We start from the raw sequence: 26,460 nt of genomic DNA, 5'->3' as shown, positions 1-26,460 counted from the left end.
AGAGCATGAATTTTTACTCGACAGCGAAGCTGCGCCTGATAGGTGCCTTGGCAATCGGCAGCTTGCTGGCTGCCTGCAGCAGCGTCCCTATACGAACCGGACAAGTCAGTAAAATGCAGACTGCCTGGGTCGTCATTGGTGAAAACGGGCAAGCCATTGCCAGAGCCATTACGACAGATACGACTTGCCCGGCCCTGGTGCAGGATGGCAAAGCTGCCAGTATGAACATCAGGGCAGCAGCGGATACCCTGCCTTTGCGCAAAACTGCAAGCAAACCGGAAGACAGCAAGCCTTCCACTTTTCCTGTGTTGACTTGTGAAGCAGCATTATTGGCGAGCACCAAAACAGCCAGTATTGCTGGCCGTGATTTGCCCATCCCCAAACCAGTGGCACAAAAAATCATTGTCATTGGTGACACTGGCTGCCGTTTGAAAGTGGCAGACAATTACTTCCAGTCCTGCAATGACAGTGAGAAATGGGCTTTCCGTGAAATGGTGGAAACCGCAGCGCGCTTCAAGCCTGACCTGGTCGTGCATGTCGGAGATTATCACTACCGCGAAAATGCTTGCCCTGAAGGTAATAAGGAATGTGCAGGTAGCCCATGGGGTTATGGCTGGGATACCTGGCAGGCAGATTTCTTCACACCAGCGCACGCTTTGCTGAAGGTTGCGCCGTGGGTCGTTGTGCGCGGCAATCATGAAACTTGTGTTCGTGCAGGCCAAGGCTGGTGGCGTCTGATGGACCCGCGCCCTTTGAAGAGAGGGCGCGACTGTGTGGATGAAGGAAATGACATGCGTGGCGACTATAGCGATCCTTATGCCGTACCCCTAGGGCGCGCGGGCAGCGAGCAGGCGCAACTCATCATCTTTGACTCTGCTAAAGTGCCTATTAAACCACTGGCAAAAACCGATGCTGCCTACCAGCTCTATATGGAACAGTTCAAGACCGTCAATGCATTGGCAGAAAGTGCAGACTTCAACATCTTCATTGACCATCACCCCATCCTGGCGTTTGCCGCAGAGCGTAAAAAAGATGGGCCGCTGAATATCTTCCCTGGCAATCTTGCCATGCAAGACATCATGCAGACTTTGAATACCACACGCCTGTTTCCATCCAGGGTGCAAGCGACACTGGCAGGTCATGTGCATTTATTCCAGGCTTTGACTTTTAGCACAGATCATCCTGTGCAATTTGTAGCGGGTAATGGTGGTTCTTCTCTGGATACTCCTTTGCCGATACCTCTCGCGGCGAATTCCACGCCATATACAGAAGCCAGACTCGATTTCTTTAGCAATTCCAATGAAGTTGGCTTCATGACGATGGAACGTGAGCAGCACAGCTGGAAAATCCAGGCCTGGAACAAGCGCGGTAAATTGATAACGGAATGTCGTACGCAAGGCAAAAAAACGGAATGCAAGAATAAATAAGCCTGCTTCTATTTCGTCAGAAAAGCAGAAAAATTTAAAAAGCCTGAGTATTTTTACTCAGGCTTTTTTATATTTGCTGACATAAATTTTGCACCAGCGCAGCACGCACCAATGTGGCAAGATTGCTCATTTGAGGTGCAGTTTTCTTGTTTTTGTTTTATTGAAACTGTCGGCATTTCGCCACGGAATGTGCAAGAAATGGTGAAATAACTTTTTGTAAGTCTTGTCATCATCTAACTTGAAAAGAATGGTTGAAATTTCTATTTCCACCAGGCATCTCCTACGAGACATCAGGTAAGTCAGTGCTCTATTGCCAGTCGTTAAGTTGTTGTTGTGAAATGGTTTTGAAAATTTCCATCAGGAAATAGTTCAAGTCTGTCAGATGAATAAAACCTACAATGAAGAAACTTTCAAGGAGATAGCATGAATTTGAAGCCTTTTATCACTTTATTGGCAATGACTTCCGCAGTATCGGCCGCCTGGGCCCAGGATACTTCCAATATAACCATTAGCGGATTTGGTACAGCTGCACTGACGCGCAGTAATACTTCCGATGCAGAATTTGCCCGTCCCAATCAATTGGCAGGGGTCACCAGTGGCGCAAAAACCGGGGTAGATTCCAACCTGGGTTTGCAAGTCACTGCAAAAATGAATGACTGGTTGTCTTTCACAGGCCAGGGTCTGGTGCGTAAAAATGTGACGGACAATTTTGGTGCAGAACTGGCCTGGGCCTTTGCTAAGGCCAAGGTATCCGAGAGCCTGAATATACGGGTGGGCCGCATAGGTTTGCCGGTCTATATGATTTCTGATTACCGCAATGTCGGTTACGCCAACACCATGTTGCGTCCCCCGGTAGAAATGTATGCTCAGGTGACGCTGGAAAGCCTGGATGGTGCAGACTTGCTGTATCAGACCAGTCTGGGTGACACCAATATCACGGCACAAGTTGCCTACGGCGTGACCGACTCAGAAAACCGCAGTAACTTTACGGCAAAATTCAAAAAGGTCTCAAGTATCAATCTTGTCGCCGAGCATGGTCCTTTCACTTTCCGCTTCGGCCGTGTCGATGCGAATGTCACAGTCGATAATTCAACCAATCTGAACACTCTGGTTTCCGGTTTGTCAAAGTTTGGATTTGTCTCTGGTGCGAACGCAATTGCAGTCAACGATACCAAGGCATCTTTCACCTCTGTTGGTCTGGGTGTGGACTGGAAGAGCATGGTCGTGCAGGCTGAATATGGCAAGCGCAAATCTGCCAGCCTGTCGATTGCCGACACGACATCCTGGTACACCATGTTTGGCTATCGCATGGGCAGCTTCCTGCCATATTTCGTCCATGCTTCGGCAACACAGGATAGCCCACGCACCGTTGCTGGCTTGCCAACTGCCGGTCCCCTGCTGCCTTACACCCTGGGTGCAAATGGCCTGGCCTCGGCTTCACCTATACAAACCAGCAATAGCATAGGTGTGCGCTGGGACTTCCATAAATCAGCCGCTTTAAAACTTCAACTCGACAGGATGTCGCCAGAAAATGGGCCAGGCGTATTCATTAATGCCAAACCTGGTTTCAAGGGCCCGGTCACGGTGTTTGCGGCAGCAGTTGATTTTGTATTTTGATGGAGGTGTGCGATGAATAAACATTTAACACACTTAATGCTGGCCGCAAGCTTCATGACCAGTGCGTCGTTTGCCGGTGCCGCAGAACTGGTTGTCATCGTCAATACAGCCAACCCGGCAACGGCGATGACTGCTGCCCAGGCATCCCAGTTTTTCCTCGGTAAGTCGGCGATGTTCACCCCTGTGGATTTGCCAGACAACTCCCCTATCCGTGCCGAGTTTTATAAAAAAGTGGCTGACAAGGATTTATCTGAAGTCAAGACTATCTGGTCCAAACTGGTTTTCACGGGCAAGGGTACTGCACCGAAAGAAATGCATAACTATGCTGAAGTGAAGAAAGCAGTCGCCGCCAATCCGACGGGCATCGGTTATATAGAACGCTCCGCCGTGGATGCAACTGTCAAGGTAATCACGGTTTTGCCTTGATTTTTCATGCATCGTTGTTTTTGAGAAAGCTGCTAGTCAGCTTTCTTTTTTTTTGTGGTTTTTGCTGGATAACTACAAATTTCCAATGAGAAATTTGCAATCTGCAACAAATCCATCTAAAACTACATATATAGTCTAAGTAAGTTTCTTATTTCCCCCTCCCTCGCAATTCTGTTGTTCTTTCCAATAAAGGACTTATCATGAAATTGTTTTATAACCTGAGGATATCAGCCAAATTGTTTGTCGGATTTGGTTTGCTGCTGTTACTCACGGTTTTTCTAGGTGTGTTTTCCATCGCCATGTTGGCCAAGGTCAATCAAAACGCCTATGAACTGGGGACCAACTGGATGCCCAGTGTGAATGCTGCCATGGGGATCAAGGAAAGGGTGTCTCGCATCCGTTCTCAGGAAGCTCAACTGGTCTCAGCAGAAAATGCCGAAGAGGTAGAGAAATATATTGGTCGCACCAAGGAAGCGATTACCGGGTTGAAAGAAAACGAGGCCGAATACGCACGCCTGGCTTCTACTTCTGAAGAGAAAAAACAGTTCGAAGAGTACAGTAAATCCATGGGGGAATATCTCCAGATTTCTGAGAAGATCATGGCACTGGCACGCGAAGGTAATAGCAAGGATGCCATGAGTTTGATGCGTGGCGATTCTTCCAAAATCAATACCAAAGTCCGTGGACTGGTCGATAACATGGTAAAAGCAAATGTTGATGGTGGTGTCGATGCCTACAAGAAGGGTACGGAGGCTTATCTAGCTTCGCGCACTTTGATTATTGCCGTTTTGGTCGCCAGTATCTTGCTTGGTATGTTATTGGCTTATGTCATCGCCCGCATCGTTTCGCGCCCTTTGCAAGATGCACTGAAGGTTGCACAAACGGTAGCATCTGGCGACTTGACCAGCAATATCCAATCGAGTACCAGTGACGAGACCGGCTTGCTGTTACAGGCATTGAAGGAAATGAACCAGAGCCTGTTGCAAGTGGTGACTGAAGTGCGCCAGGGTACGGATGAAATCGCCGCTGCAACAAAAGAAATTGCCGAAGGCAATATGGACTTATCCAACCGCACCGAAAACCAGGCCAGCTCGCTGGAAGAAACCGCTTCTTCCATGGAAGAAATTACTTCCACCATCAAACACAATAGTGACAATGCACGCCAGGCCAATCAACTGTCGCATTCTGCCTCTGCCGTAGCGCAAAAAGGGGGCGATGTGGTGTCGCAAGTGGTTGATACCATGGGTTCCATCAATGAATCTTCCAAAAAAATCGTTGATATCATTGCTGTTATTGATGGCATTGCCTTCCAGACCAATATTCTGGCTTTGAATGCGGCGGTAGAGGCAGCTCGTGCCGGTGAGCAGGGGCGCGGCTTTGCCGTGGTGGCGTCAGAAGTTCGCAACCTGGCCCAGCGGTCAGCCGGCGCTGCCAAGGAAATCAAGGAGTTGATCAATGACTCTGTGGACAAGGTAGGACAGGGTACCCGCCTTGTTGATCAGGCTGGTGAGACCATGAAAGAAGTGGTTGACAGTGTGAAACGCGTCAGTGACATCATCAGTGAAATCACGGCGGCTGGCACGGAGCAGAGCGCGGGTATAGAGCAAATCAATGTTGCCGTCACCCAGATGGATCAGATGACGCAGCAAAATGCCGCTCTGGTGGAAGAGGCTGCTGCGGCAGCAGGCGCCTTGCAAGACCAGGCACAAAACCTGAGTCGTGTAGTCAGTGTGTTCAAACTTGATCAGACAAATACAGTCGGTAGCAAACCAGAGCCGGTGGCCAGATCAGTAGCAGCAAAAAATACCGGCGCAAAACCGGCGGTGCGTAACTTGCCCAAGCCTGCTGTCAAAGCTACAAAGCCTGCCTCGACAAGAAAAGAACCAGTCGCAGCGACCGATGACTGGGAAGAGTTTTAAGCTTGATAAAAAAAGCCCGTCTATTGACGGGCATTTTTTTAAACTCGAAATACAGCGTAGAAACGCAAGCTCAGGACAGTTCGCTCTGGTTAACAATGATGCGAGAAACCAGTCCATACTCCTTGGCTTCAACAGCGCTCATCCAGAAATCACGGTCTATATCTGCCGTCACTTTTTCCAGTGTCTGGCCAGATTCTTTGGCGATCAGAGCAGCGATGCGTTCGCGTATCTTGACGATTTCACGGGCCTGGATAGCAATATCCGTTGCCTGGCCACCAAAACCACCGCTAGGCTGGTGGATCAAAAAGCGGGTATTTGGCAGGCAGACACGGCGTTCTTTGGGGACCGACAAGAAGACATTGACGGCAGCACTGCCTACCCAGCCTGTGCCAACCATATTCACTGGCGCATCGATGAACCTGATGATGTCATGAATGACATCGCCAGATTCCACATGGCCACCAGGTGAAGATACCAGGATAGTGATAGGTTCTTTGGACTCTGCCGACAAGGCGATCAGACGCTTGCTGACTTCAGCAGCGAGTTTATCGTTAATCGTACCAAATACCAGCACGGTACGGGATTTAAATGCCTTTTCTTCGAGGAAAGGGCTACGTTGTGCGTCGTTATTGTCTTTTTCGTCGGCCATGGAGAAGTCTTCTTTGCTTATTCTGGTTGAGTAGGTGAATTCAGGTGATTTTAAGTCATTCAGGCTGCCTAGATGGCAGCTCAGGTGCTTTTTTTCAAGTAGGCCTCTGCCAGCCTGACCCAATAAGTTGCGCCTATGGGGAGCAAATCATCATTGAAGTCATAGCTGGGGTTGTGCAAGTTGCAAGGCCCGAGGCCATGGCCCGTGTCCCTGTGTCCACCATCGCCATTGCCCAAAAAGACATAACAACCCGGTTTGGCTTGCAGCATGAAAGAAAAATCTTCCGCTCCCATGGTGGGCTCTACCCGTTCATCAACATTGTCTGCACCTACCACGCTGCGCATGACTTCGGCAGCAAAGGCAGTTTCCTTGGCGTGATTGATCAGGGGCGGGTAATTGCGCTTGAAGCGGAAATCCACCTGGGCATCAAAAGCGGCGGCCGTATGCTCGGCGATGGTGCGCATGCGTTTTTCGATGAGATCTATCATTTCTGTACTGAAGGCGCGCACCGTGCCTATCAGCGTCGCTTCATCCGGGATGACATTCGTCGCGCTGCCGGAATGGATTTGCGTGACCGACAAGACGGCTGACTCCAGCGGGCTGGCATTGCGGCTGACGATGGTTTGCCAGCTCTGCGCCATCTGTATCGCCACGATGATGGGGTCTATACCCTTGTGCGGTTGCGCCGCATGGGCACCTTTGCCCCTGACAATGACTTCAAATTCATTCGACGAGGCCATCATGGGGCCTGGCGTGACACCAAAAGTGCCCACTGCTGCGCCTGGCCAGTTATGCATGCCAAAGACTGCATCCATTGGGTATTTCTCAAACATGCCTTCTTCTATCATGCGGCGCGCACCGCCACCGCCTTCTTCGGCAGGCTGGAAGATCAGATAGACCGTGCCATCGAATTCCTTGTATTTGGACAGATAATGCGCCGCCCCCAGCAACATGGCAGTGTGGCCATCATGACCGCAGGCATGCATTTTCCCATCGTGTTTTGAGGTATGGGCAAAGGTATTGATTTCCTGCATGGGCAGGGCGTCCATATCGGCACGCAAGCCTATGGCGCGTTCGCTTGTGCCATTCTTGAGCACACCGACGATGCCTGTGCCAGCCAGGCCACGGATAATGGGTATGCCCCAGGCCTCCAGCTTTTGCGCGACAACTTCAGATGTGCGGTGTTCTTCAAAGCAAAGTTCCGGGTGGGCATGGATATCTCGCCGGATTTGCTGGATTTCGGCCTGGAATTGGACGATAGGATCGATCAGGTTCATTATTTGTCTCCGGGTAGCGTATTCTGGCCCATGGGCAGGTAGACGCCAATTATTCTTGACAGGATGTTATCCTGTTGAAAAGAGAATGAATAGCCTGCGCACCTTGGTTGGCGGACTATGACTTTCTTCAGTATAGAGAAAGATACCAGATTCCAGGCAAACTGGTAGCCCTGACGCCTATTTCATTCCTGGCATATCGATACTATAAAAACAGATTTGCGTTACCCTTGCACAATCAGGTATGTTCGTGCTGCGCCAAGGACATCGAGTGAAAGGCGGTAAAACCCGGCGACATGTTCCGGACCGAGATTTCCGGTAAAAAGAATAATGATTGCACATGATAAACACCTTTAAAGAGATACAGAACTTCGCCAGGAAAACCAGTTTTTGTGGGTTTGCAGACGCCCTTATGAAGCTGAGATAGGTATGCCCGGATTTATCTTGCGCCGCCTGCTGCAAAGCCTGGCTGTTTTACTACTCATGTCACTGCTGGTATTTGCTGGCGTGTATGCGATAGGCAATCCCATCGATATCCTGATCAGCCCTGAGGCTGACCAGGTTGAGCGTGCGCGCATCATTGCTGCCTTTGGCCTGGACCAGAGCCTGCCGCAGCAATACTGGTTATTTCTTAAAAATGCCCTGGCTGGCGATATGGGGCGCTCCTTCGCTTATGCCACACCTGCACTGGCTCTGATCATAGAACGCATGCCTGCCACGCTGGAACTGGCCGTATTTGCCATATTGATTGCGATAGCTCTGGGCATACCACTGGGTTTGCTGGCTGGTTTGTGGCCAGACAGCATTGCTGCAAAGAGCATCATGGCGGTATCGATATTAGGCTTCTCCCTGCCGACCTTCTGGGTCGGGCTGATGCTGATCATGGTGTTTGCCGTGCAACTGGGCTGGCTGCCTTCCAGCGGGCGTGGTGAGACAACGCTTTTGCTGGGTGTGCCTGTCAGTTTTTTGAGCATAGATGGCCTCAGGCATTTGCTCTTGCCTGCGCTGAACCTGGCGCTCTTCAATATCGCCATGGTAATACGCCTGACGCGCTCAGGTGCGCAAGAAGCGCTGTTGCAAGACTATGTGCGTTTTGCCCGCGCCAAGGGTTTGCGAAATAGCCGCATCATAGGCGTGCATGTACTTAAAAATATCCTGATTCCTATCGTTACTGTGATTGCCTTGCAATTTGGTTCCATCATCGCCTTTGCAATAGTTACAGAATCAGTGTTTGCCTGGCCAGGCATGGGCAAGCTCATCATCGATTCTATCCGCGTGCTGGACAGGCCAGTCATCGTTGCCTATCTGCTGTTGATCGTCAGCCTGTTTATCCTCATCAACCTGGTGGTGGATGTGCTGTATTCATTGCTGGACCCGCGCGTGCGTTTGTCAGAAAGCCGGGGCTGATGTGATGGCGACAGAAACCATAAGCCCAAAAATTGAAACGCCCTTACAGCGTTTCTTGCGCGACTTCTTTGCCAGCCGCATCGCCAGTCTGGGCAGTTTGATTTTATTGCTGCTGGTCTTGCTGGCGGTATTTGCGCCACTGATCTCACCGCAAAACCCGTATGACCTGATGGCGCTGGATGTCATGGATTCACGCCTGGAGCCTGGCAAACTCTCTGCCGATGGCAAGCATACGTTTTTGCTAGGCACTGATGAGCAGGGGCGCGACATGTTGTCAGCCATCTTCTATGGTTTGCGCATTTCGCTTATCGTTGGTTTTTCCAGCACTGTAATTGCGCTGGTAATCGGTTTGAGTCTTGGCCTGCTGGCGGGTTATCTGGGTGGCCGCGTCGAATCCATCATCATGCGCATTGCTGACATACAGCTATCTTTCCCCGCCATCCTGATTGCCATGATCTTGCTGGCGCTGACAGGGCAGGGCGTGGGCAAGATCATCATCGCGCTGGTATTGGTGCAATGGGCTTATTATGCGCGCACGGCCCGCAGCGCGGCACTGGTGGAAAGGCAAAAAGAATATATAGAAGCGGCAGTCGGCCTGGGCTTGTCACCAGCGCGCATTATCTGGCGTCACTTGCTGCCCAACTGTTTGCCGCCACTGATCGTCATTGCGGCCTTGCAGGTCGCATCTGCCATTTCCCTCGAAGCCACGCTCTCATTCCTGGGCCTGGGTTTGCCAGTGACCGAACCTTCACTGGGTTTGCTGATCGCCAATGGTTATCAATATCTGTTGTCCGGTAAATACTGGATCAGCTTTTATCCTGGCCTGGCCTTGTTGCTAACGGTCGTCTCCATCAATCTGGTGGCTGATCATTTGCGCGATGTACTCAATCCGCGCTTGCAGACGCAATAGGTGGTGCTAAATATGACGATGGCGACTCTGGAAGTACAAAACCTGCAGACTGAATTTGCCAGCCGTGGAGGTACTGTGCGCGCGGTGAATGATGTCAGTTTCAGCGTGCAGCCAGGACAAATCATGGGCCTGGTCGGTGAGTCCGGTTCTGGCAAATCCATGACCGCCTATTCCATCATGGGCCTGATCGATTCACCCGGCAAAGTCATGGCAGGCAAGGTCTTGTTCAAGGGCCAGGACTTGCGCAACCTGCCGGCAGAAGCCATGCGGCAAATCCGTGGCAACCGCATCGCCATGATATTCCAGGACCCGATGATGACCCTGAATCCGGTCCTGCGCATTGATACACAAATGATGGAAACCATCTTTGCTCATCAAAATGTGAGTCGTGAAAAAGCACGGGAGATGGCACGCGCGGCTCTGGTCAAGGTTGGTATTCCCTCGCCTGATGAAAGACTGCTGGCTTATCCCCACCAGTTTTCTGGCGGCATGCGGCAAAGGGTGGCGATCGCCATTGCTCTCCTGAATGAGCCCGAGCTGATTATCTGCGACGAACCAACTACCGCACTCGATGTGACCATACAGGGCCAGATCCTGTATGAAATGCAGAAACTGTGCCGTGAATCTGGCACGGCATTGATCTGGATTACCCATGACCTGTCAGTGGTGGCTGGCCTGGCTGATACCGTAGCCGTCATGTATGCCGGAAAAGTAGTCGAAAGCGGTAGCGTGCAACAAGTACTGGAACAGGCCTGGCATCCCTATACTCACGGTCTGATCGCGTCTTCACCATCACGCAATCTGCATGGGCAAAGCCTGCGTCAGATTCCGGGGTCAACTCCGTCTTTGTTGAACCTGCCGCAAGGCTGTGCATTCCGCCTGCGCTGCGAACGTGCTACTGCGGTTTGTGAACAAGACCCGGTGGCAGAAAATCTGCAGGGCCACAAGGTATTGTGCTTCCACCCAATGCACGCAATGGCCGAGGTGGCGCATGACTGATAGCCGTTTGCCCGCCTTGCTGGAGCTGCGCCGGGTCAGCAAGCGCTTTGCCAAACCTGTGGCATTCACCGACAAACTGACCCAGCTATTCGGTGCTGACAGCAAACAGCAAATCGTCCATGCCGTTGATCAAGTCGATTTGAGTTTGCAGGCGGGTGAAGTCGTCGGCCTGGTAGGTGAATCAGGTTGCGGTAAATCTACGCTAGGGCGCATGGCAGTGGGCTTGCACAGTTTGTCAGAAGGGTCGCGCTGGTGGCGTGGCGAAAGTCTGGCTGACATGGACCAGGCCAAACGCAGGCAAATGCAACTGGCTGTGCAGATGATATTCCAGGACCCATATGCCTCGTTGAACCCGCGCCTGCGCGTGCAAGATATCGTGGGTGAAGCACCGGTCGTGCATGGCATGATCAAGTCGGCAGAACAGCAGGAATATGTAGAACACCTGCTACAAAAAGTAGGGCTGGACCCGGCTGTGCTGAAACGTTTCCCGCATCAGTTTTCTGGCGGCCAGCGTGCTCGCGTCGGTATCGCCAGGGCGCTGGCTGTCAAGCCTGAGTTATTGGTTTGTGATGAGGCAGTAGCTGCGCTGGATGTGTCGATACAGGCGCAGGTTTTAAACCTGTTCATCAAACTGCGTGATGAGCTGAACCTGACTTATCTGTTCATCAGCCATGACCTGGGTGTGGTCAGGCATGTGTCTGACCGCGTACTCATCATGTATCTGGGCCGCGTGGTTGAATCAGCCGCGACCACCGAAATTTTTGAGCGGCCTAATCATCCTTATACACAAGCCTTGCTGGCATCTGCCCCCAGGCTGGAAGTGCGAAAGATGGAATACCTTGCCATCAAGGGTGAAATTCCATCGCCTTTGCATCCGCCGACGGGCTGTCACTTCCATCCGCGCTGCCCGCACGCCATGCCCAGATGTGCCGCAGAGCAGCCAGCACTCAAAGAAGTTGCTCCTTTGCATTTTTCTGCTTGTCATTTAAATACTTGATTATTATCTTGTTATGTTTTAGGCAGTGAATGAGTTTTAATGATGCAGCAAAGAATCCTGGATTACGATCTGGCGCGTGTTGGTATCAGTCTCATGACCAACCAGTCAGGCTGGCTGGCGATGCTGCAGCCCTAAATCGGCAAAGAGTCAGTTTGTTGAAACGCGCTGCTTTCCTGTTTTGTTATGGCCTGCCGATATCCTGCATTATTACGGTTTGTATATTGCATTGGCTGCAGTCTTGCTTACAGTGTCGTAGCGCCTGCCACCCTTGCCTGTGTACATGATCTCTGCAACGGGACCTCAGCATCTATCTGGCCCATGTGCTGATAGGTATGCTTTTGCTGGAAGAGCTGCGTTATCTGGAGGGCCATACTGTGGGCATGGCGGTCCTTGCTGCACTCATTTTCTTTTCATATGCACTGGTGTTTTCACATCTGTGGCGCAGCACGCATCAAAAATAAGAGTCGGCTGTATCCCAGAGTGCAAGTTTTCAGAGACATAGACAAAAATCGCAGTTATCAACTCAGATATTGGAAATGGTGATAACTGGTATACCAAAAATAAAGATGCATTATTTGCTGCGGTGCGATAAAGTAGTACCTGTCTCCTCCAACACCTCCTAAGGTTTGGATTTAACCCGCAACCGCAAGGTCGCGGGTTTTTTTTTGCCTTTTTACCGATCTAGCCATAGGCATGATGTTAATTTCATTGATTTCAATTCTGTCAGGAAATATTTTAAACAGGCTTGATATGTGATTTATGAATGATTGATATGTGAAAATAGATGTTGGTGAATTTGTTGCGCTGCGATATAGTTGCACCTGTCTCCTCCAACACCTCCTAAGGTTTGGATTTAAACCCGCAAAATTTGCGGGTTTTTTTTTGCCTGTTTTGAACGTGATGATTCAAATGATGTTTGCCAACTATTTTCCTGCGACTTGTGTGCAAGCTCAGTCTGCGTGACTATCTGGCTTTACTCATTCGCTAAACCCATGTCTATATGCATTTTAAAACCGGATCTGTCTATCTTGCATGTCTTTTGAGTATGTTCGCCTTCACTTGCTTGCCAGCAAGTGCGATGGATCAGCCAAGGAATGGCGTGGTCGAGCAGTCTATTCCCAAGCCCCGCATAGATAAAGATATGCGTCTAGCCTTGCAGCAATTTGTCACTCGCTACGCACTGCATCCAAAAAATGCTTCACAGCATATTCATATCGCCAATGTAAAAATAGACAGCGGTGAAACAGCCATGTATGCCTACTGGAAAGAAGATCAGTCCATCTTGATCATGCACTTCTTTGCCCATCCATCCGAAGAGCAGGGCCTCTTATGGCTGCACCATAAAGCCAGGATAGATTTGAAGACTGGCGTGGTAGCTACGGAAGAAGAGATGAGTGGCAGTAATTACCTGGTCACCAAAGCCTGGGCTCAGCACATCGTCAATGTCTGTCTGAAACATGGTCAATTGCTGGTATTGAAGCCTAAGACAGATCGCAAGTAATTCATCTGGATCATGAGCGGGCTGGTCCAAATATAAACCTGAGTATTACCTCTAGTGATGACGAAAACATCACTGGTATGTCACTTTCCTGGGAGCGGTAGAGGAAGGGCGGATGAGTGGTATTTAATCTCTAAGAGATATTCAGAAAATGTATACCTGATATTTGCATAATAAAGCATACAGATATGTTGCGGCGCATTAAAGTAGTACCTGTCTCCTCCAACACCTCCTAAAGGTTTGGATTTAAGCCCGCGAATTCAGCGGGCTATTTTTTTGCAAGCTCACTTGGTATGAGAAGGTGCTGGCTTATTCGGCGATATGGATATGCCGCTTGATATGTTTAAGATGGGCGACGATGGTAAAAGTCATGATGACCAGCAAGGACCATGAACTCCACTTGCCCAGATGCACGGTAGACCAGGCACCCAACTGGTTGGGGTAACGCCAGATACCAAAGAAGGTCCCCATATTTTCTGCCAGCCAGATAAAGAAACCTATCAGTATGAAAGATAACAGCAAGGGCATGCTGCGGTCGCGGTCCAGCGGGCGAAATACCACGGATGAACGCGCATACAGACCCAGTGCACAAGCCGCCATGTACCAGCGATAGTCACCAATGTAATGGTGAGTGAAAAAATTCACATAAATCAGTATGCCTATCAGCGCGGCCATCCAGTAAGGGGGATGATGGCGTATGCGTAAATCAAATAAGCGCCAGGCCTGGATGATATAGCTGCCTATGCTGGCATACATGAAACCGCTGAACAGCGGCACGCCCCAAATCTTGGTATAGCCAAATTCAGGATAAGCCCAGCTCTGTATCTGGCCCGATACCTTGAACACTTCCAGCGCAAACCCAACCATGTGGAACAGGGTGACGGCTTTTAGCTCATCAACAGTTTCCAGCTTGCTCCAGACCATGCCGCCCTGTATCAGCAGTGCAATCACAAACAGCACGTCATAACGCGGCAAGCCAAACAAGCCAGCCTTGGGCACGATCAAAATCGATGCAAAGAAGAGGCCGACAAAAAGGCAGGCGCGCACTTCTTTGATACCAAAATACCAGAACTCCAGTAAAAAACGACGAAAGCCCACCAGATTTTCAGGCTGGGGAGGCTGGATCAGGAATTGGTCTATGGATTGCAGGCGCATGGGCTGCATTGTAACAAGCTTGCTGCGCTTATCGTCAGGGCAGTGATACGGTTGCTATTGTTACAGGGTGCTTACACAGCATTTATTTGACCTGCCTTTGCTTGTTGTGAAAAATTCCATGTTGTTTAATTGATGTGTAATAGAACATATACTAAAAACAGTATATCTAACAGTGAAAAATTGCTGACAATCACAGGCGAATATGAAAAATGATTTAGTGCAAATGGAAAGATGGCACGTCACTTGCATTCGCCATCTACTTCAAGCAGAACGATGAAAGCCAGGATCACAAGTCCTGAGCAGCATGTACCGGAGAACAAAAGTATGACGCAGTCCAGCAATCAGTATAGTGATTATCCTCGTGATCTCATAGGGTATGGCCGCCATGTCCCGCATGCGCAATGGCCAGGTCAGGCCAGGATAGCCCTGCAATTCGTCTTGAACTATGAAGAGGGCGGCGAAAACTGTGTACTGCATGGTGACCGTGCGTCTGAGCAGTTTTTATCCGAGATCGTGGGTGCTGCAGCTTATGAAGCACGCCATATGTCGATGGAATCTATTTACGAGTATGGCTCCCGTGCCGGTGTCTGGCGCATCTTGCGTGAATTTGAAAAACGCAAGTTACCGCTGACTGTGTTTGGTGTCGCCATGGCCTTGCAGCGCCATCCCGAGCTGACCCAGGCTTTTGGCGAGCTTGGTCATGAAATCGCCTGTCACGGTCTGCGCTGGATACATTATCAGGCGCTGGACGAAACCATAGAGCGTGAACATATGCAGCAAGCCGTGCAAATCATGCGCGAGCTGACTGGCAAAGCCCCGCTGGGCTGGTACACCGGGCGTGATTCACCCAATACCCGCAAGCTGGTGGTGGAGCATGGCGGCTTTGCCTATGATGCTGACTACTATGGCGATGACCTGCCTTTCTGGACGCAAGTCACAACCAGCGATGGCCAGCAGCATCCGCATCTGGTCGTGCCTTACACCCTGGACAGCAACGACATGCGCTTCGCCACGCCACAAGGGTTTAATACGGGCGAACATTTCTATGATTACCTGAAAGACAGTTTCGATCTCTTGTATGCCGAAGGTGACCCTGATGGTGACAATGCACCAAAAATGCTATCCATAGGCATGCATTGCCGCTTGCTGGGGCGGCCCGGACGTTTCCGTGCCTTCCAGCGTTTCCTTGATTATGTACAGTCGCATGACAAGGCCTGGATCTGCCGCCGCATTGATATTGCAGAACACTGGAAACAAGTACATCCCTATGTAGCTAAGTAAATGCAGCGCCTGTTGACTGGCGGGACGTACCCAAGTCCTGCCTGCCCAAGATTAAGCTGACAAAGCTTGAATTGCCACCACGCTGAAAAAATCGTTGTTAAATCTGAGAGAAGGAAAAAAGATGAAAATGCAAATGAAATTCATGGTTTTGGCAGTTGCTTCTTGTTTGTGTGCAGGCAGTGCGCTGGCGCAATCCAATGTTACCGTGCAAGGCCTGATGGATTTGTCTGTTGGCACAGTCAAGATGAGTGGTGACAAAGGCAGCACGGCTGCCATCACGCCGGGTGGCATGACCACATCCTGGTTTGGTTTCAAAGGGGTAGAAGACCTCGGCGGTGGTCTCAAGGCAGAATTTGCACTGACAGCCTTCCTGCGACCAGATACCGGTGAGTCTGGCCGCTTTGGTGGCGATACCCTGTTTTCGCGTGATGCCAATGTCGCCTTGTCCGGCAGCTTTGGCCGCGTGTCGCTTGGCCGTGATCTGGCTCCCAGCTTTTTGCCTGTCGTGATTTTCAATCCCTTTGGTGATTCCTTTGATGTTTCGCCTTTGGTGCTGCACTGGTATGTGCCTTCTGGTGGTTTTGCTTCACGCACCTGGGCCAATTCTGCCGCCGGTGATTCTGGCTGGAGCAATGAAATCATTTACAGCACCCCCAATTTCTCCGGCTTCAGTGCCAACATGCACTATCAGTTTGGTGAAAAAGCCGGTGACACAGGCACTCGCAACATAGGCCTGAATGCGCTGTACTTCAATGGCCCACTGGCGCTGAGTGCCTTCTACCAAAAAGTCCAGGTATCGAATCCCCTTGGTGGCTCAGCGATAGTTGATGCGACATCTGCACCTGTGAATTTTGCTTCCATCAATAACCAGACTGCTTACTTCGTCGGCGCCAGCTATGACCTGACAGCCGCCAAGCTATATGCGACTTATACCTCCAGCCAAAATGACAATGCGGCAGGCAAGCAGATGGATGACAAGATTTATAGCCTGGGTGCCAAGATCCCGGCAGGTGGTGGCGACATCTTGCTGGCCTATGCCAATACCAAACGCAATGGCACGCTGGCGGCAAATACGGAATACAAGCGCGATACCCTGTCTGCTGGCTATGACTACAACCTGTCCAAGCGTACCGATGTGTATGCAGTGCTGATGAGTGACAAGATCAGTACGGCTGATCGTGCTACCAGCGTTATTGCTGGGATACGTCACAGATTCTGAGTTACTTCAGCTAACAAAAAACCGCATATTGAAAAATTTGCGGTTTTTTTCTATCCGCTGTCACAAACGGTAAGTCTGTTCCGTCTCAATATCATCATGAACGTACCGGATACCGCCAAGATGAACTGCCTGCAAAGCTTTATTGATCATAGACCCCGCTTGTTTGGCATTGCCTATCGCATGCTGGCCTCGCGTGCCGAAGCAGAATACCTGGTGCAAAACACTTACCTGCACTGACATGCACTGACAGATGAAGAGTTAATGCAAATTCGTAAACCCAAGGCCCGGTTGCTGGCTGTCATCAGCAGTCTTTGTGTAGACAGATTACATGTACTCAAGCGCGAGCGCGAAAACTATACCCTGCCTTGTTCTGTATTTTCAGGAACAGTGAAATGCTGAATGCAAACTCAGGGATAATATTGACATTTTTATAAATTTAACTATCCTTGGCAAAGCTTGTATGAAGCAAACAATAGCTCAATAGATTTATTTCCCATGACCACTGTTCCTGAGTTGCAAATCCTTCCTTATCTTTTCTTGTATGCCGCTATCGCAGCCGCATGGCTACCCAAAGTAGCTGTGGCTGGCCCGCTAAAAAACCTGGTTCCTGGACATTTGCTGGCAATTTTTGCGGTGCTCTCGGCTTTGTTCAGTGGCCTCATCACACCGATGGCAGCAGCGGTGCTTGCTGTGCTGGCACTTTTGTTATGGGCAAGCGTCAGAAATCGCATGCCCCTCGCCCTGCGCATACTGGCAGGTGTCTTGGCTCTGGTGGTGGCGTTGATACTTGCCATGCATAAAGCACCGGGTTTTCACAATATGCTGCTACTTGATAAAGTCAGGTTCAGCGATGATGCCATTCCTTTTACCCTGTATGCCAATTTCGACAAGGGTATGGCAGGTTATCTGATGCTGAGCCTGTTTTGCTCACGCGCAAGCAGCTTCAGGCAATTCCTGGCTGATGGCAAGCGCATTGCCTTGCCTGCCTTGCTGACTATCGTGGTCTTGACCGGTTTGGGGCTGGTGACACAGTTCTTCCGCTTTCATCCAAAACTGCCGGAAGCGACTTTGTTGTTCCTGGCCGTGAATCTGGTATTGACTTGCGTTGCAGAAGAAGCTTTTTTTCGGGGACTGATACAGGAAACGATCTATCGCCTGGGTAACAAGCCTGTCTTTGGTTATCTGGCGATTGCTGTGTCGGCAGTCTTGTTTGGTCTTGCACATCTGGGTGGAGGTACCCAGTATGCTGCCCTGGCGACAGTTGCCGGGCTGGGTTATGCCATTGTCTATCATCGGACACGCAGGCTGGAGTGGGTGATACTCACGCATGCTGCATTTAATTTATGTCATTTCATCTTGTTCACGTATCCTCGATTGGCTTGATTTTTTGGATAGTCATGAGGTGCTTGAATGATGTCGCTAAATGATGTTGCTAAATGAGGCAGGCGGCAGTATTGCCATGCAAAAAAGTCGGCGTGATACCGCGCAGTTTTCTTATTCAGTGATTTGAGCACGAGTGCTGGTGAGCAGCCTGAAACGCTGGATGAAAGCTAGAAGATAGTCGTATGCGATTCCGGGTGTCACCAGCAATTCTTGCAGGCGGTCATCCTGATAGAACATGGTGACGGTACTGCCATCAAGGGTAGATTCCCAGATCGACGTATCAGTCGTGAAATTCATGTAATGCCATGCGCCATCCGCTTCCGACAAACCATCCCAGATCAGTTGAGACAGTTCATCGGCTTCGGCAAAATCAGCCCAACTTGTGCTTGGCTTGATTTCTAAAGTAGCTGTCATCAGCCCCGGCTTTGATAAACCACTTTATCCAGGCTGGCTTCCCCAAAGGCATCGGCATTGCTGAGATAGTCATCAAAAGGTCCAAGTTTGCTGATTTCTGCACCATTACGGAATACCAGTTGCAAGCCGTTTTCTTCATCCCAGTCGCAATCACATTCCAGTGAGACATAGATGGTCTTGTCACCACTCGGGCGCTGGCATACCAGGGCTTCGTAGCCATATTGTATGTGTTGCCAGACGTCGGCTGGCTGGGCTATCTGTACCACATCCAGTTTTTCGGATTTGCGATAATTTGCCACGTCCTGATAATAGGCAAAGATATCTGCTTCTGCTTTGACCAGTACGGCTGGGTCCAGTTTGATGAAGTTGGCAATGGCATCGTGAAAATCAGCCTTGCAGGATTCGTCGGCTTCATCATAGCCTTCCAGCAAGAATTCATATTCTTGCTCTTGCAAGGCAGGGATGAGTATGGGTTGGCTTATATACCAGCCATTTTCTTCATCTTTTTCTACTAGCCCAAGTCCGGGGATATTCATGGTGAGTTTTCTTTAGTGGGTTGGGCAATATACGCCATAACCACTATTGTCCCACACTACATGACTAAGTTTGCGCTTCGGGATGCTGTTGTACTCCTGTCGTGTCATATAGCTGGATTTCATTCAACAAATCAAAGCAACTGACTTCAGCCGGGTTCAGGCCCAGCCTGAGTTTTTTATCGCTGCTATTCAATTGACTGTGATTGACCAGCAAGCGCATCTTTGAAATCAGGTCGGCAGTATGCAGCAAATGGCCTAACGGGCTCCATTCTATGGCTTTGCGGCCACCAGCTTGCTGTTGCAAGGCCAGGATCACATGTTCAGGGAATTCCCAGCGCTGGGCGATGCGGTAAGACAGGGTCGCAGCGACGGAAGAGAAGATAGGCTGGAAGGCGGGCGAATACTTGAATTTGCCGTGCTCGCAAGTCTGGTCCAGCAAACGGAAAGCGATAATGAGACCAACATTTTTCATCAGGCCAGTCAAAAATGCGTGGAAAGGGTCCATATCGCGTGCCAGAGTATGACAGGCAACCGCGCATTTTTCTGACTGGGCCCAGATATGCGGCGCGGCGCGGCGGGTGAACTGCCCGGCATTGAGGTTGATAATGGGGCGGAAAGCAACCTTGGCGATCACCAGGCGCAGACCTTCTTCGCCCAGTATCATAACGGCTTTTTCCAGACTGTTGATACGATCAGCCGGGTTGTACAGGGCGCTGTTGACGGTGTTGATGACTTCTCCAACTAGGACCACATCTTTGACGATCTGGCGCGACAAATCACCGGCAGAAATGGTTTTACTGCGCAGGCTGTTCAGCAATTGCGGGATGACACTGGGCACGCGTGGCACGATAACGGCGTCATTCAGATCAGACGCCAGCAATTTGTACAGTGCTTGCATGACAGTCTGTTCGGTTTCAACATTACCGCCTTCACCTGGGTAACCCATGATCCAGTCAAAGAACAAGCTCTCGACAGGCAGGACCGGTTTCCAGGCGATGAGTTTTTCTGTATTGGCAGTGTTGTTTGCGGGGGTATCTGGCGCGAGAACTGGTTCAGCCTGGTGTACTGCGATCAGTGGTTCGGAGGCGGCCTTTTCTACAGGTTCAGCCGCTTTGGGCGCTGCCACAATTTCAGGTGCAGCTTGGGGTGGGCTGATCACGGGCGTGCCCTGCTCAGCACCGAACAGGCGGTTAAAGAACTTGCTCAGGGTATTCGCCACGGCTGCCCTTTCGATTCAAACTGAAATAGCGCATCTTGATGTTCATAATGCGCCAGAAGTTTCAGTGTGTATATTTGCTGCTGGCATGTCAATCCCGGGCCTGAACTATAGTCAGTTCGTTGCCCGTTTTTAACTTAAGTTGTCATTCATCGGCTGCCAGCTGGGCATTCAAGATGGCAATTTCTGCCATGATTTCGGCAGGAAATTCTTCTCTGGCCCATTCTCTATATTCACCCCGCGCATAAGCCAGGCCATTCTTGTAATACATGTAGGCATTCAGGCGGTTGCGCACATAATTGTTTTGCGAACGTATGACCTTGCCGGGTGTGCCCATGACGATGGAATTGTCAGGGATGATAGTGCCTTCCTTGAGAAAAGTATGCCCGGCAATAATGCAGTTATTACCGATCACACAGCCATCCATGATGGTGGAATTGATGCCTATCAGGCAGTTGTCACCGATGGTGCAGCCATGGATGGTGCAATGATGGGTGATAGAGCAATGGCTGCCGATGTTGGTCGGGGTCTGGTCACCTATGTGCAGCATGACAAAGTCCTGGATATTGGTATAGGCACCAATGATGATTTCCTTATGCTCAGACCTGGCCACCACATTCATCCAGATTGAGGCATGTTGCCCCACGCTGATCTTGCCATAGAGGTGCGCCGTGTCATGGATATACGCAGGATGATCAAGTTTGACATCTGGACCGATGAAAGCCATTTACTCCCCCAAGGCAGGTAAAAATAACAGAATACTGCTTTATAGATGGATTTGCTGGAATATTCTGTAGGCTATCGTCCAGCATATGGCCATGCCGGACAAATACATTATGGTACGCAGGGGCTGCATGCCACGCAGGTAAATCAGGGTATGCAAATAGCGTATTACTACATAACTGCCAAACAGCCAGTTGGCTGCCGACTGTTCTGCACCCAACAAAACATAGCAGATGGCCAGCGCCAGGAAGAGCGGCAGGTTTTCCACGTCATTGCGCCAGACACGGGCGCAGCGTTGTACCAGGTCAGATTCTGATTCAACCGGACGCAGGCCCGCCAGGGCTGCGTCTTCTGGCAAGAGGTAACGACGGCTGCGTATACGGCTGATAACCTGGAACACGCTCAGTACACTGGCTTTCAGGAACAGCGCCAGCAAGGCCAGTACAAAACTGGACAGGGCAGGGTAGTTCATCATGCTGGCACCTCGTTGTTTTGTGCACTGGCGCGCACATTTCTGACTGCCAGGAATTGAGCGATTTGCTGGGGCGAAGGACGCAAGCCAGCCATGGACCAGTTTTCTGCCCCGCTCTCCTGGATATTGATCCAGACCGACTTCTTGAATTCTGGGTCACCGCCACCTTCAATTTCCACCAGAGCATCGGCAATTTTTTCCAGCAAGCGTTGCTTTTGCTCCGTGTTTAACATTCCTTGAATCGTATTGATTTGAACGTAGGGCATGTCGTACTCCTTGTGTGATTGCTTGTAAGAGACTTCATTGTGCGGCTAATGAAAAAGCAGTACCATTGGCTGAATCGACAAAAAAAGGTGTTAAATGGACAGGCTGGCCAAATGACGATGAAGTTGACGACAAAGGATGGAATCATACGCATCGGCATACTGGTTTATCCCGGTTGCCTGCGTAGTGGGGCGGTGTTGCCGCTGGATGTCTTCACCATTGCCAATACTTTGGCAGGCATACGTCCTGCGGGTAGCAAACCTGTGCAGTTTGAAGCTTTTTGGGTCAGTGCCCGTGGCGACATCATGCAAGAAGTGAGTGGACTACATTTTCAGGCGCGTGACATATACACGCAAATGCATACTCAGGAACTCGATGCACTCATGGTTCCTGGTGTTGATCATAAAGACAACCAGCAACTTGATGATTTGCTCAATGGACTGGCACCTGAACAAGCCTTGATGGAAAGCTATCTTCAGCAAGACAGACTGTTGATTTCCAGTTGTTCCAGCACCAGCCTGCTGGCGCGTACCGGCAAGCTTGATGGCCGGCGTGCCACCACCAGCTGGTGGCTGAGTGCTTACTTCCGTAAAAATTTCCCCCAGGTTTTATTGGAAGCTGATGAGCTCATCGTGCAGGATGGCAAACTGGTGTCGTCTGGTGGCGTGACTTCGTATATCGATCTGTCGCTATGGCTGGTGGGGCATTTCGCCGGAGAAGAATTGCGTCAGATGACGGCCAAGATACTGGTGGTTGATGCTAACCGTAACAGCCAGGCCCCCTATGTTGCCAAGGCCATCATGCAGGACCAGGGCCATGCAGTCATAGAACGTGCACGGCGCTGGCTGAACAAGCGTCTGGACCAGCACTGGACCATGGCTGACCTGGCCAGCTATTGCAATGTCAGCCAGCGCACCCTCCTCAGGCGCTTCCAGGAATCCATGAAACTCAGTCCCACCCATTATGTGCAACAATTAAGAGTAGAGCGCGCCAAGGCCTTGCTGGAAACTACCCGTTTATCGCTGGAAGATATTACGGCACGTTGCGGTTATGAAGATGTCTCCAGTTTCAGTAAAATCTTCAAGCAGTGGGCGCAAGTGACGCCCAAGGATTACCGGCGCAGGTTTGGATTACGGTTTTAAGGACTGCAATGGATATCAGGCATGTAGTGATAATAGGCGGTGGCGTCATCGGCAGTGCGGTGGCTTATTTTCTGGCAGCACATCCACGCTTTCAAGGCCGGGTCACGGTGCTGGAGCGTGACCCTAGCTATACCCATGCCTCGTCGGCCCTGTCTGCCAGCTCCATACGCCAGCAATTCAGTACGCCGTTGAATATACAGATGTCGCAATTTGGCATCGCTTTCTTGCGCGACCTGCATCAGCACCTCGCTGTTGACGGTGAGTTGCCGGAACTGGCGCTCAGCGAACATGGCTACCTGTATCTGGCCACCGAGGGCGGTGCTGCCACTTTGCGTGAAAATCATGAGATACAAAGAGCAGAGCAGGTAGATGTTGCCCTGTTAAATCAAGATGCGCTGAAACAGAAATTCCCCTGGCTGAATGTTGATGACCTTGCCATAGGTTCGCTAGGTCTTAGTGGTGAAGGCTGGTTTGACGGCTATGCCTTGCTGATGGCATTTCGCCGCAAGGCGCGTAGCCTGGGTGTCAGTTATCTGCAGGCGGATGCGCAAGGTTTTGAGCATGAGAAGGGCAGAGTAACCGGCGTACGTTTGCAGAATGGCACGGTCATTAAATGTGATGTTGCCGTCAATGCAGCCGGTGCCTGGGCGCGTCCCTTATTGGCAGGTACGGGTTTTGATTTACCGGTGGTTGGGCGTGTACGCACGGTGTTTGTCGTATCCAGCCCTGCGCAAACGCCTGCTTGTCCGCTCATCATTGATCCATCCGGTTTGTGGTTGCGACCAGAAGGCCAGCACTGGATATGCGGTTTGCCACCGGACAATGATCCCGATGACGCAGCGCTGGAAGCAGACTATGAACAGTTCGATACGGCATGGCAAATCATGGCCAATCGCGTTCCAGCTTTTGAAGCCCTGCGCATGCAAAGAGCCTGGGCTGGCTATTATGAATATAATGTATTTGACCAGAATGCCGTCATTGGCCCACACCCACAACTGCGGAACCTGATGCTGGCGAATGGCTTCAGTGGCCACGGCATGCAACACGCGCCCGCTACCGGGCGCGGTATTGCAGAATTGCTGGTGGATGGTGCTTACAGCAGCCTGGATTTGTCGCCATTGTCAGCCCAGCGACTACTTGATGGCAGGCCGTTGCTGGAAAAGAATGTGATTTGAGAATGTCATTTAACTCAATGAGCTGCAGCATAAGCATCCAGCTCATCCAGCCAGACCTGTTTTTGTTCCGGCGTGACAAAAGACGCTTCAAAGGCATTGCGTGCTAGTTGCAGTAATTCTTCCTTGCCGAGCTCCAGCGCATCGGCAGTGGCCATGTAATTCGCGTTCATATAGCCACCAAAATAAGCCGGGTCATCTGAATTGATGGTCACGCACAAACCTGCGCGCAGCATGCGTGCCAGGTTATGTTCACGCATATCCTTGACCACGCACAGCTTTAAATTCGACAAGGGGCAGACTGTTAGCGGCATGCGGCTTTGCTGCAGCCTGGCCATCAGGGCAGGGTCTTCTTCTGCACGCACGCCATGATCTATGCGTTCGACTTGTAAGACATCCAGCGCGCTATGGATATAGGTTGGCGGGCCCTCTTCACCCGCATGTGCAACTAGCCGAAAACCCATGGCCTGTGCAATCGTGAAGACATGCGCGAATTTTTCTGGCGGGTTGCCGACTTCGGCTGAATCCAGACCGACACCTGTCCACAGGTCTGCATATTCATCGCGCAAGGGTAGGGCAGCTTCCAGCGTGGCAATGGCATCTTCTTCACTGAGGTGACGCAGGAAGCACAGTATCATTGCACCAGAAAACCCTTGTTTGGCACGCGCTTCGCGCAATGCGCGGGCGATGCCGGAGAACACAGTAGTGATATGTATGCCGCGTGCTGTATGGGTTTGCGGGTCAAAGAACAATTCTACATGGCGCACATTGTCAGCCAGGGCGCGTTCTATGTAGGCATGCGTCAGGTCAAAAAAATCCTGCTCGGTTTGCAGCACGGCAGCACCGGCATAATACAGATCGAGAAAAGACTGCAAGTCTGCAAAGTCGTAGGCTGCACGTACTTCTTCTACGTTCGCATATGGTAATTGAACACCGTTTTTTTGCGCGAGGGCAAACATCAACTCAGGTTCCAGTGAACCTTCTATATGCAAATGCAATTCTGCCTTGGGCAGGCCACGGATAAAGTCGTGCAGTTGAGTACTCATAGTTTTGAACCTGATAGGGGTAGTGCTGAATAATAGAATGGCAATGGTCTGGCGAAGATATCACCCTGTCCCTGTCAGCATATCAAAATCAGGTGATGTTCTGTATAGATGGTCACATATTGATACGAACCAGCGCTGGATTTGTTTGGGATCTGTTTGGAATTTGCAAAGTCAGTATGAAGATGACCGCACAGCAGTACAGACGAGTGCCAAAGCCATCGTCCATACTTATCGCTGTTGCGCTTTCATTGCCTGAGCTGTGGTGCTTGATACTAGCTTACTGTGGATTAATGCAGTAAAACGCTTTGACCCATATAGCCATCAAACTGACCAAGGAAATCATCGATTTCTTCTATGCTGGGTTCGCTGGCGATGAGGTCGGTCACGTCCTTGCGGAAATTGATGGCAAGCGGGCCGCCAATGAACCATTCGCGGCGTACTGCCTTGTCAGTGATTTCATAGCCACCAAAGCGCAGGGCTTCGTGGTCAGTGTCTGCGCCATATTCGATGACGCTATATTGCTCGCTGTTATAGATGAGATTCATTTTATGCATCCTTTCTGGCTGGAGGATATTTCCTCGGGTTACCGTTCATGGTGCTTACATGATGTTGCATACAGCGAATTTCAAGCAATTGCCGCTGATGAAGCTACTGCGCGACTCTTCCTCAAAGACAATTGCCAGCTCGTTACTGTGCTGTTACTAAGTATTACGGCATGGCAACGTCTGGACTTTAGCGACTTAACATTGGTTCACAAGCTAGTGTCCTGAATTATTGGTTCGCTGAAAAATAAATTTGGCGAAATCGATGCGAGACAAGGAGCAAAGCACAGCAAGGCTGGTGCCTTGCGCGCATTTGCGACGCTGTATCGCATTGATTCTCGCCGGATTTACTCAGCGAATTAATAACTCAGGACACTTGTACTGTTGATCTCAAGTAGATTGGTGTAGGCAGGTCCCTGAAGTGTTAGCAGGAGTTTATCCAGATGGGCATCACTGGCAATGCCTAGGTATATATTAGCGGGTTTTTGCCTGAGGGCGCGGTTTAGTGTTACGCGCAGGCTGAGGTTGCCTATGCAGCAAAAGCAGCCGGGCGCAATCCGGCTAATGTGTAGCAGGTCGGTGGCTTGCAGGATATCTTGCCCATCAGGCAAGCCTTCGAGGATGACGACATTCTTGTCAGTCGCAGCGCTATTGCCATCTAAACGGGCAAGGGAGGCTGCAATTGCCGCCTCCCTCTGGGTATAACTTGCGCCGTGTACCAGGTGTAATTGCGCTTTTGCTGCACTCACATGGTACTCACATTGCGCTGTGC

At 50.6% G+C, this 26,460-nt stretch carries 27 protein-coding genes; 15 read left to right on the top strand and 12 right to left on the bottom strand.

Features of this window, described 5'->3' with window-relative positions; genetic code table 11:
- Positions 1-5: 5 nt before the first annotated feature.
- From Q8K39_RS00575 to Q8K39_RS00560, 4 genes are all read left to right on the top strand, one after another.
- The gene (locus Q8K39_RS00575; RefSeq protein ID WP_305257865.1) at positions 6-1,427 is read left to right on the top strand and encodes a metallophosphoesterase; all 1,422 of its coding nucleotides are present in this window, start codon (positions 6-8) and stop codon (positions 1,425-1,427) included.
- 423 nt (positions 1,428-1,850) lie between these two features.
- Entirely contained in the window at positions 1,851-3,044 is a 1,194-nt protein-coding gene (locus tag Q8K39_RS00570; RefSeq protein WP_305257864.1) for a hypothetical protein, read from the top strand.
- 12 nt (positions 3,045-3,056) lie between these two features.
- The gene (locus Q8K39_RS00565; protein ID WP_230413703.1) at positions 3,057-3,470 is read left to right on the top strand and encodes a hypothetical protein; all 414 of its coding nucleotides are present in this window, start codon (positions 3,057-3,059) and stop codon (positions 3,468-3,470) included.
- Between the two features lie 200 nt (positions 3,471-3,670).
- Complete coding sequence (locus tag Q8K39_RS00560; RefSeq protein ID WP_305257863.1) at positions 3,671-5,389, top strand: methyl-accepting chemotaxis protein; 1,719 nt, start codon at positions 3,671-3,673, stop codon at positions 5,387-5,389.
- A 70-nt stretch (positions 5,390-5,459) separates the two neighbouring features.
- Here Q8K39_RS00560 and Q8K39_RS00555 read toward each other — a convergent pair whose 3' ends face one another.
- Positions 5,460-6,038, bottom strand: a complete 579-nt coding sequence (locus Q8K39_RS00555; protein ID WP_305257862.1) for an ATP-dependent Clp protease proteolytic subunit — start codon at positions 6,036-6,038, stop codon at positions 5,460-5,462.
- 80 nt (positions 6,039-6,118) lie between these two features.
- Entirely contained in the window at positions 6,119-7,315 is a 1,197-nt protein-coding gene (locus Q8K39_RS00550) for a M20 aminoacylase family protein (protein ID WP_305257861.1), read from the bottom strand.
- Positions 7,316-7,741: 426 nt separating this feature from the next.
- Here Q8K39_RS00550 and Q8K39_RS00545 point away from each other — a divergent pair, with 426 nt between their 5' ends.
- The 5 genes from Q8K39_RS00545 to Q8K39_RS00525 all read left to right on the top strand — a co-directional run bounded on the left by Q8K39_RS00545 (position 7,742) and on the right by Q8K39_RS00525 (position 13,126).
- Positions 7,742-8,719 (top strand): ABC transporter permease, encoded by a 978-nt coding sequence (locus tag Q8K39_RS00545; RefSeq protein WP_305257860.1) that lies wholly within the window; start codon positions 7,742-7,744, stop codon positions 8,717-8,719.
- A gap of 4 nt (positions 8,720-8,723) precedes the next feature.
- A complete protein-coding gene (locus Q8K39_RS00540; RefSeq protein WP_305257859.1) occupies positions 8,724-9,629 on the top strand; it encodes an ABC transporter permease in 906 nt (301 codons plus the stop codon).
- Between the two features lie 12 nt (positions 9,630-9,641).
- Positions 9,642-10,628, top strand: a complete 987-nt coding sequence (locus Q8K39_RS00535) for an ABC transporter ATP-binding protein (RefSeq protein WP_305257858.1) — start codon at positions 9,642-9,644, stop codon at positions 10,626-10,628.
- A complete protein-coding gene (locus Q8K39_RS00530; RefSeq protein ID WP_305257857.1) occupies positions 10,621-11,625 on the top strand; it encodes an ABC transporter ATP-binding protein in 1,005 nt (334 codons plus the stop codon). Before Q8K39_RS00535 ends, Q8K39_RS00530 begins: the two co-directional genes overlap by 8 nt.
- A gap of 1,078 nt (positions 11,626-12,703) precedes the next feature.
- Positions 12,704-13,126: a hypothetical protein gene (locus Q8K39_RS00525; RefSeq protein ID WP_305257856.1), complete on the top strand. Its 423-nt coding sequence runs from the start codon at positions 12,704-12,706 to the stop codon at positions 13,124-13,126.
- A gap of 306 nt (positions 13,127-13,432) precedes the next feature.
- Here the strand turns inward: Q8K39_RS00525 and Q8K39_RS00520 are convergent, their stop codons facing one another.
- Positions 13,433-14,278 (bottom strand): DUF817 domain-containing protein, encoded by an 846-nt coding sequence (locus tag Q8K39_RS00520; RefSeq protein WP_186953824.1) that lies wholly within the window; start codon positions 14,276-14,278, stop codon positions 13,433-13,435.
- 324 nt (positions 14,279-14,602) lie between these two features.
- On the opposite strand from Q8K39_RS00520, the gene puuE reads away from it, so the two are divergent.
- The 4 genes from puuE to Q8K39_RS00500 all read left to right on the top strand — a co-directional run bounded on the left by puuE (position 14,603) and on the right by Q8K39_RS00500 (position 18,161).
- On the top strand, positions 14,603-15,559 hold the full coding sequence (puuE, locus tag Q8K39_RS00515) for an allantoinase PuuE (protein WP_305257855.1): 957 nt from the start codon (positions 14,603-14,605) through the stop codon (positions 15,557-15,559).
- A gap of 121 nt (positions 15,560-15,680) precedes the next feature.
- The gene (locus Q8K39_RS00510) at positions 15,681-16,778 is read left to right on the top strand and encodes a porin (RefSeq protein ID WP_370868536.1); all 1,098 of its coding nucleotides are present in this window, start codon (positions 15,681-15,683) and stop codon (positions 16,776-16,778) included.
- A 96-nt stretch (positions 16,779-16,874) separates the two neighbouring features.
- Positions 16,875-17,015, top strand: a complete 141-nt coding sequence (locus tag Q8K39_RS00505) for a sigma factor (RefSeq protein ID WP_305257854.1) — start codon at positions 16,875-16,877, stop codon at positions 17,013-17,015.
- Between the two features lie 258 nt (positions 17,016-17,273).
- On the top strand, positions 17,274-18,161 hold the full coding sequence (locus Q8K39_RS00500; RefSeq protein ID WP_305257853.1) for a CPBP family intramembrane glutamic endopeptidase: 888 nt from the start codon (positions 17,274-17,276) through the stop codon (positions 18,159-18,161).
- Positions 18,162-18,272: 111 nt separating this feature from the next.
- On the opposite strand, the gene Q8K39_RS00495 is transcribed toward Q8K39_RS00500, so the two are convergent.
- The 6 genes from Q8K39_RS00495 to Q8K39_RS00470 form a co-directional block, all read right to left on the bottom strand.
- Positions 18,273-18,575, bottom strand: a complete 303-nt coding sequence (locus Q8K39_RS00495; protein WP_305257852.1) for a hypothetical protein — start codon at positions 18,573-18,575, stop codon at positions 18,273-18,275.
- Positions 18,575-19,111: a hypothetical protein gene (locus Q8K39_RS00490; RefSeq protein WP_305257851.1), complete on the bottom strand. Its 537-nt coding sequence runs from the start codon at positions 19,109-19,111 to the stop codon at positions 18,575-18,577. The genes Q8K39_RS00495 and Q8K39_RS00490 overlap by 1 nt, the downstream gene beginning before the upstream one ends.
- A 64-nt stretch (positions 19,112-19,175) precedes the next feature.
- A complete protein-coding gene (locus tag Q8K39_RS00485; RefSeq protein ID WP_305257850.1) occupies positions 19,176-20,330 on the bottom strand; it encodes an HDOD domain-containing protein in 1,155 nt (384 codons plus the stop codon).
- Positions 20,331-20,472: 142 nt separating this feature from the next.
- A complete protein-coding gene (locus Q8K39_RS00480) occupies positions 20,473-21,054 on the bottom strand; it encodes a gamma carbonic anhydrase family protein (protein WP_305257849.1) in 582 nt (193 codons plus the stop codon).
- Positions 21,055-21,093: 39 nt separating this feature from the next.
- The gene (locus tag Q8K39_RS00475) at positions 21,094-21,525 is read right to left on the bottom strand and encodes an MAPEG family protein (RefSeq protein WP_305257848.1); all 432 of its coding nucleotides are present in this window, start codon (positions 21,523-21,525) and stop codon (positions 21,094-21,096) included.
- A complete protein-coding gene (locus Q8K39_RS00470) occupies positions 21,522-21,788 on the bottom strand; it encodes a tautomerase family protein (protein ID WP_305257847.1) in 267 nt (88 codons plus the stop codon). The genes Q8K39_RS00475 and Q8K39_RS00470 overlap by 4 nt, the downstream gene beginning before the upstream one ends.
- A gap of 111 nt (positions 21,789-21,899) precedes the next feature.
- Between Q8K39_RS00470 and Q8K39_RS00465 the strand changes: the two genes are divergently transcribed.
- Entirely contained in the window at positions 21,900-22,928 is a 1,029-nt protein-coding gene (locus tag Q8K39_RS00465) for a GlxA family transcriptional regulator (RefSeq protein ID WP_305257846.1), read from the top strand.
- Positions 22,929-22,936: 8 nt separating this feature from the next.
- A complete protein-coding gene (locus Q8K39_RS00460) occupies positions 22,937-24,103 on the top strand; it encodes an FAD-binding oxidoreductase (RefSeq protein WP_305257845.1) in 1,167 nt (388 codons plus the stop codon).
- Positions 24,104-24,117: 14 nt separating this feature from the next.
- Here the strand turns inward: Q8K39_RS00460 and Q8K39_RS00455 are convergent, their stop codons facing one another.
- The 3 genes from Q8K39_RS00455 to Q8K39_RS00445 all read right to left on the bottom strand — a co-directional run bounded on the left by Q8K39_RS00455 (position 24,118) and on the right by Q8K39_RS00445 (position 26,437).
- Entirely contained in the window at positions 24,118-25,146 is a 1,029-nt protein-coding gene (locus Q8K39_RS00455) for an adenosine deaminase (protein ID WP_305257844.1), read from the bottom strand.
- Between the two features lie 287 nt (positions 25,147-25,433).
- Entirely contained in the window at positions 25,434-25,691 is a 258-nt protein-coding gene (locus tag Q8K39_RS00450; RefSeq protein WP_186953838.1) for a DUF3567 domain-containing protein, read from the bottom strand.
- 356 nt (positions 25,692-26,047) lie between these two features.
- On the bottom strand, positions 26,048-26,437 hold the full coding sequence (locus Q8K39_RS00445) for a GTPase (RefSeq protein WP_186953839.1): 390 nt from the start codon (positions 26,435-26,437) through the stop codon (positions 26,048-26,050).
- Between the last annotated feature and the right edge of the window lie 23 nt (positions 26,438-26,460).

This window comes from Undibacterium sp., from assembly GCF_030683615.1.
Lineage (GTDB): Bacteria > Pseudomonadota > Gammaproteobacteria > Burkholderiales > Burkholderiaceae_D > Undibacterium > Undibacterium umbellatum.
Note: the sequence above shows the minus strand (reverse complement) of the source record. Positions and strands in the feature narration are given on the sequence as shown.

Excerpts from the sequence above, each read along its gene's own strand:
- Q8K39_RS00495 (WP_305257852.1), bottom strand. The coding sequence starts at position 18,575 with ATGACAGCTACTTTAGAAATCAAGCCAAGCACAAGTTGGGCTGATTTT.
- Q8K39_RS00465 (WP_305257846.1), top strand. The coding sequence starts at position 21,900 with ATGACGATGAAGTTGACGACAAAGGATGGAATCATACGCATCGGCATA.
- Q8K39_RS00545 (WP_305257860.1), top strand. The coding sequence starts at position 7,742 with ATGCCCGGATTTATCTTGCGCCGCCTGCTGCAAAGCCTGGCTGTTTTA.
- Q8K39_RS00490 (WP_305257851.1), bottom strand. The coding sequence starts at position 19,111 with ATGAATATCCCCGGACTTGGGCTAGTAGAAAAAGATGAAGAAAATGGC.
- Q8K39_RS00525 (WP_305257856.1), top strand. The coding sequence starts at position 12,704 with ATGGATCAGCCAAGGAATGGCGTGGTCGAGCAGTCTATTCCCAAGCCC.
- Q8K39_RS00460 (WP_305257845.1), top strand. The coding sequence starts at position 22,937 with ATGGATATCAGGCATGTAGTGATAATAGGCGGTGGCGTCATCGGCAGT.
- Q8K39_RS00500 (WP_305257853.1), top strand. The coding sequence starts at position 17,274 with ATGACCACTGTTCCTGAGTTGCAAATCCTTCCTTATCTTTTCTTGTAT.
- Q8K39_RS00480 (WP_305257849.1), bottom strand. The coding sequence starts at position 21,054 with ATGGCTTTCATCGGTCCAGATGTCAAACTTGATCATCCTGCGTATATC.
- Q8K39_RS00550 (WP_305257861.1), bottom strand. The coding sequence starts at position 7,315 with ATGAACCTGATCGATCCTATCGTCCAATTCCAGGCCGAAATCCAGCAA.
- Q8K39_RS00540 (WP_305257859.1), top strand. The coding sequence starts at position 8,724 with ATGGCGACAGAAACCATAAGCCCAAAAATTGAAACGCCCTTACAGCGT.
- Q8K39_RS00570 (WP_305257864.1), top strand. The coding sequence starts at position 1,851 with ATGAATTTGAAGCCTTTTATCACTTTATTGGCAATGACTTCCGCAGTA.
- Q8K39_RS00530 (WP_305257857.1), top strand. The coding sequence starts at position 10,621 with ATGACTGATAGCCGTTTGCCCGCCTTGCTGGAGCTGCGCCGGGTCAGC.
- Q8K39_RS00510 (WP_370868536.1), top strand. The coding sequence starts at position 15,681 with ATGAAAATGCAAATGAAATTCATGGTTTTGGCAGTTGCTTCTTGTTTG.
- Q8K39_RS00450 (WP_186953838.1), bottom strand. The coding sequence starts at position 25,691 with ATGAATCTCATCTATAACAGCGAGCAATATAGCGTCATCGAATATGGC.
- Q8K39_RS00575 (WP_305257865.1), top strand. The coding sequence starts at position 6 with ATGAATTTTTACTCGACAGCGAAGCTGCGCCTGATAGGTGCCTTGGCA.
- Q8K39_RS00565 (WP_230413703.1), top strand. The coding sequence starts at position 3,057 with ATGAATAAACATTTAACACACTTAATGCTGGCCGCAAGCTTCATGACC.
- Q8K39_RS00470 (WP_305257847.1), bottom strand. The coding sequence starts at position 21,788 with ATGCCCTACGTTCAAATCAATACGATTCAAGGAATGTTAAACACGGAG.
- Q8K39_RS00505 (WP_305257854.1), top strand. The coding sequence starts at position 16,875 with ATGAACGTACCGGATACCGCCAAGATGAACTGCCTGCAAAGCTTTATT.
- Q8K39_RS00535 (WP_305257858.1), top strand. The coding sequence starts at position 9,642 with ATGACGATGGCGACTCTGGAAGTACAAAACCTGCAGACTGAATTTGCC.
- Q8K39_RS00475 (WP_305257848.1), bottom strand. The coding sequence starts at position 21,525 with ATGATGAACTACCCTGCCCTGTCCAGTTTTGTACTGGCCTTGCTGGCG.
- Q8K39_RS00560 (WP_305257863.1), top strand. The coding sequence starts at position 3,671 with ATGAAATTGTTTTATAACCTGAGGATATCAGCCAAATTGTTTGTCGGA.
- puuE (WP_305257855.1), top strand. The coding sequence starts at position 14,603 with ATGACGCAGTCCAGCAATCAGTATAGTGATTATCCTCGTGATCTCATA.
- Q8K39_RS00555 (WP_305257862.1), bottom strand. The coding sequence starts at position 6,038 with ATGGCCGACGAAAAAGACAATAACGACGCACAACGTAGCCCTTTCCTC.
- Q8K39_RS00520 (WP_186953824.1), bottom strand. The coding sequence starts at position 14,278 with ATGCGCCTGCAATCCATAGACCAATTCCTGATCCAGCCTCCCCAGCCT.
- Q8K39_RS00455 (WP_305257844.1), bottom strand. The coding sequence starts at position 25,146 with ATGAGTACTCAACTGCACGACTTTATCCGTGGCCTGCCCAAGGCAGAA.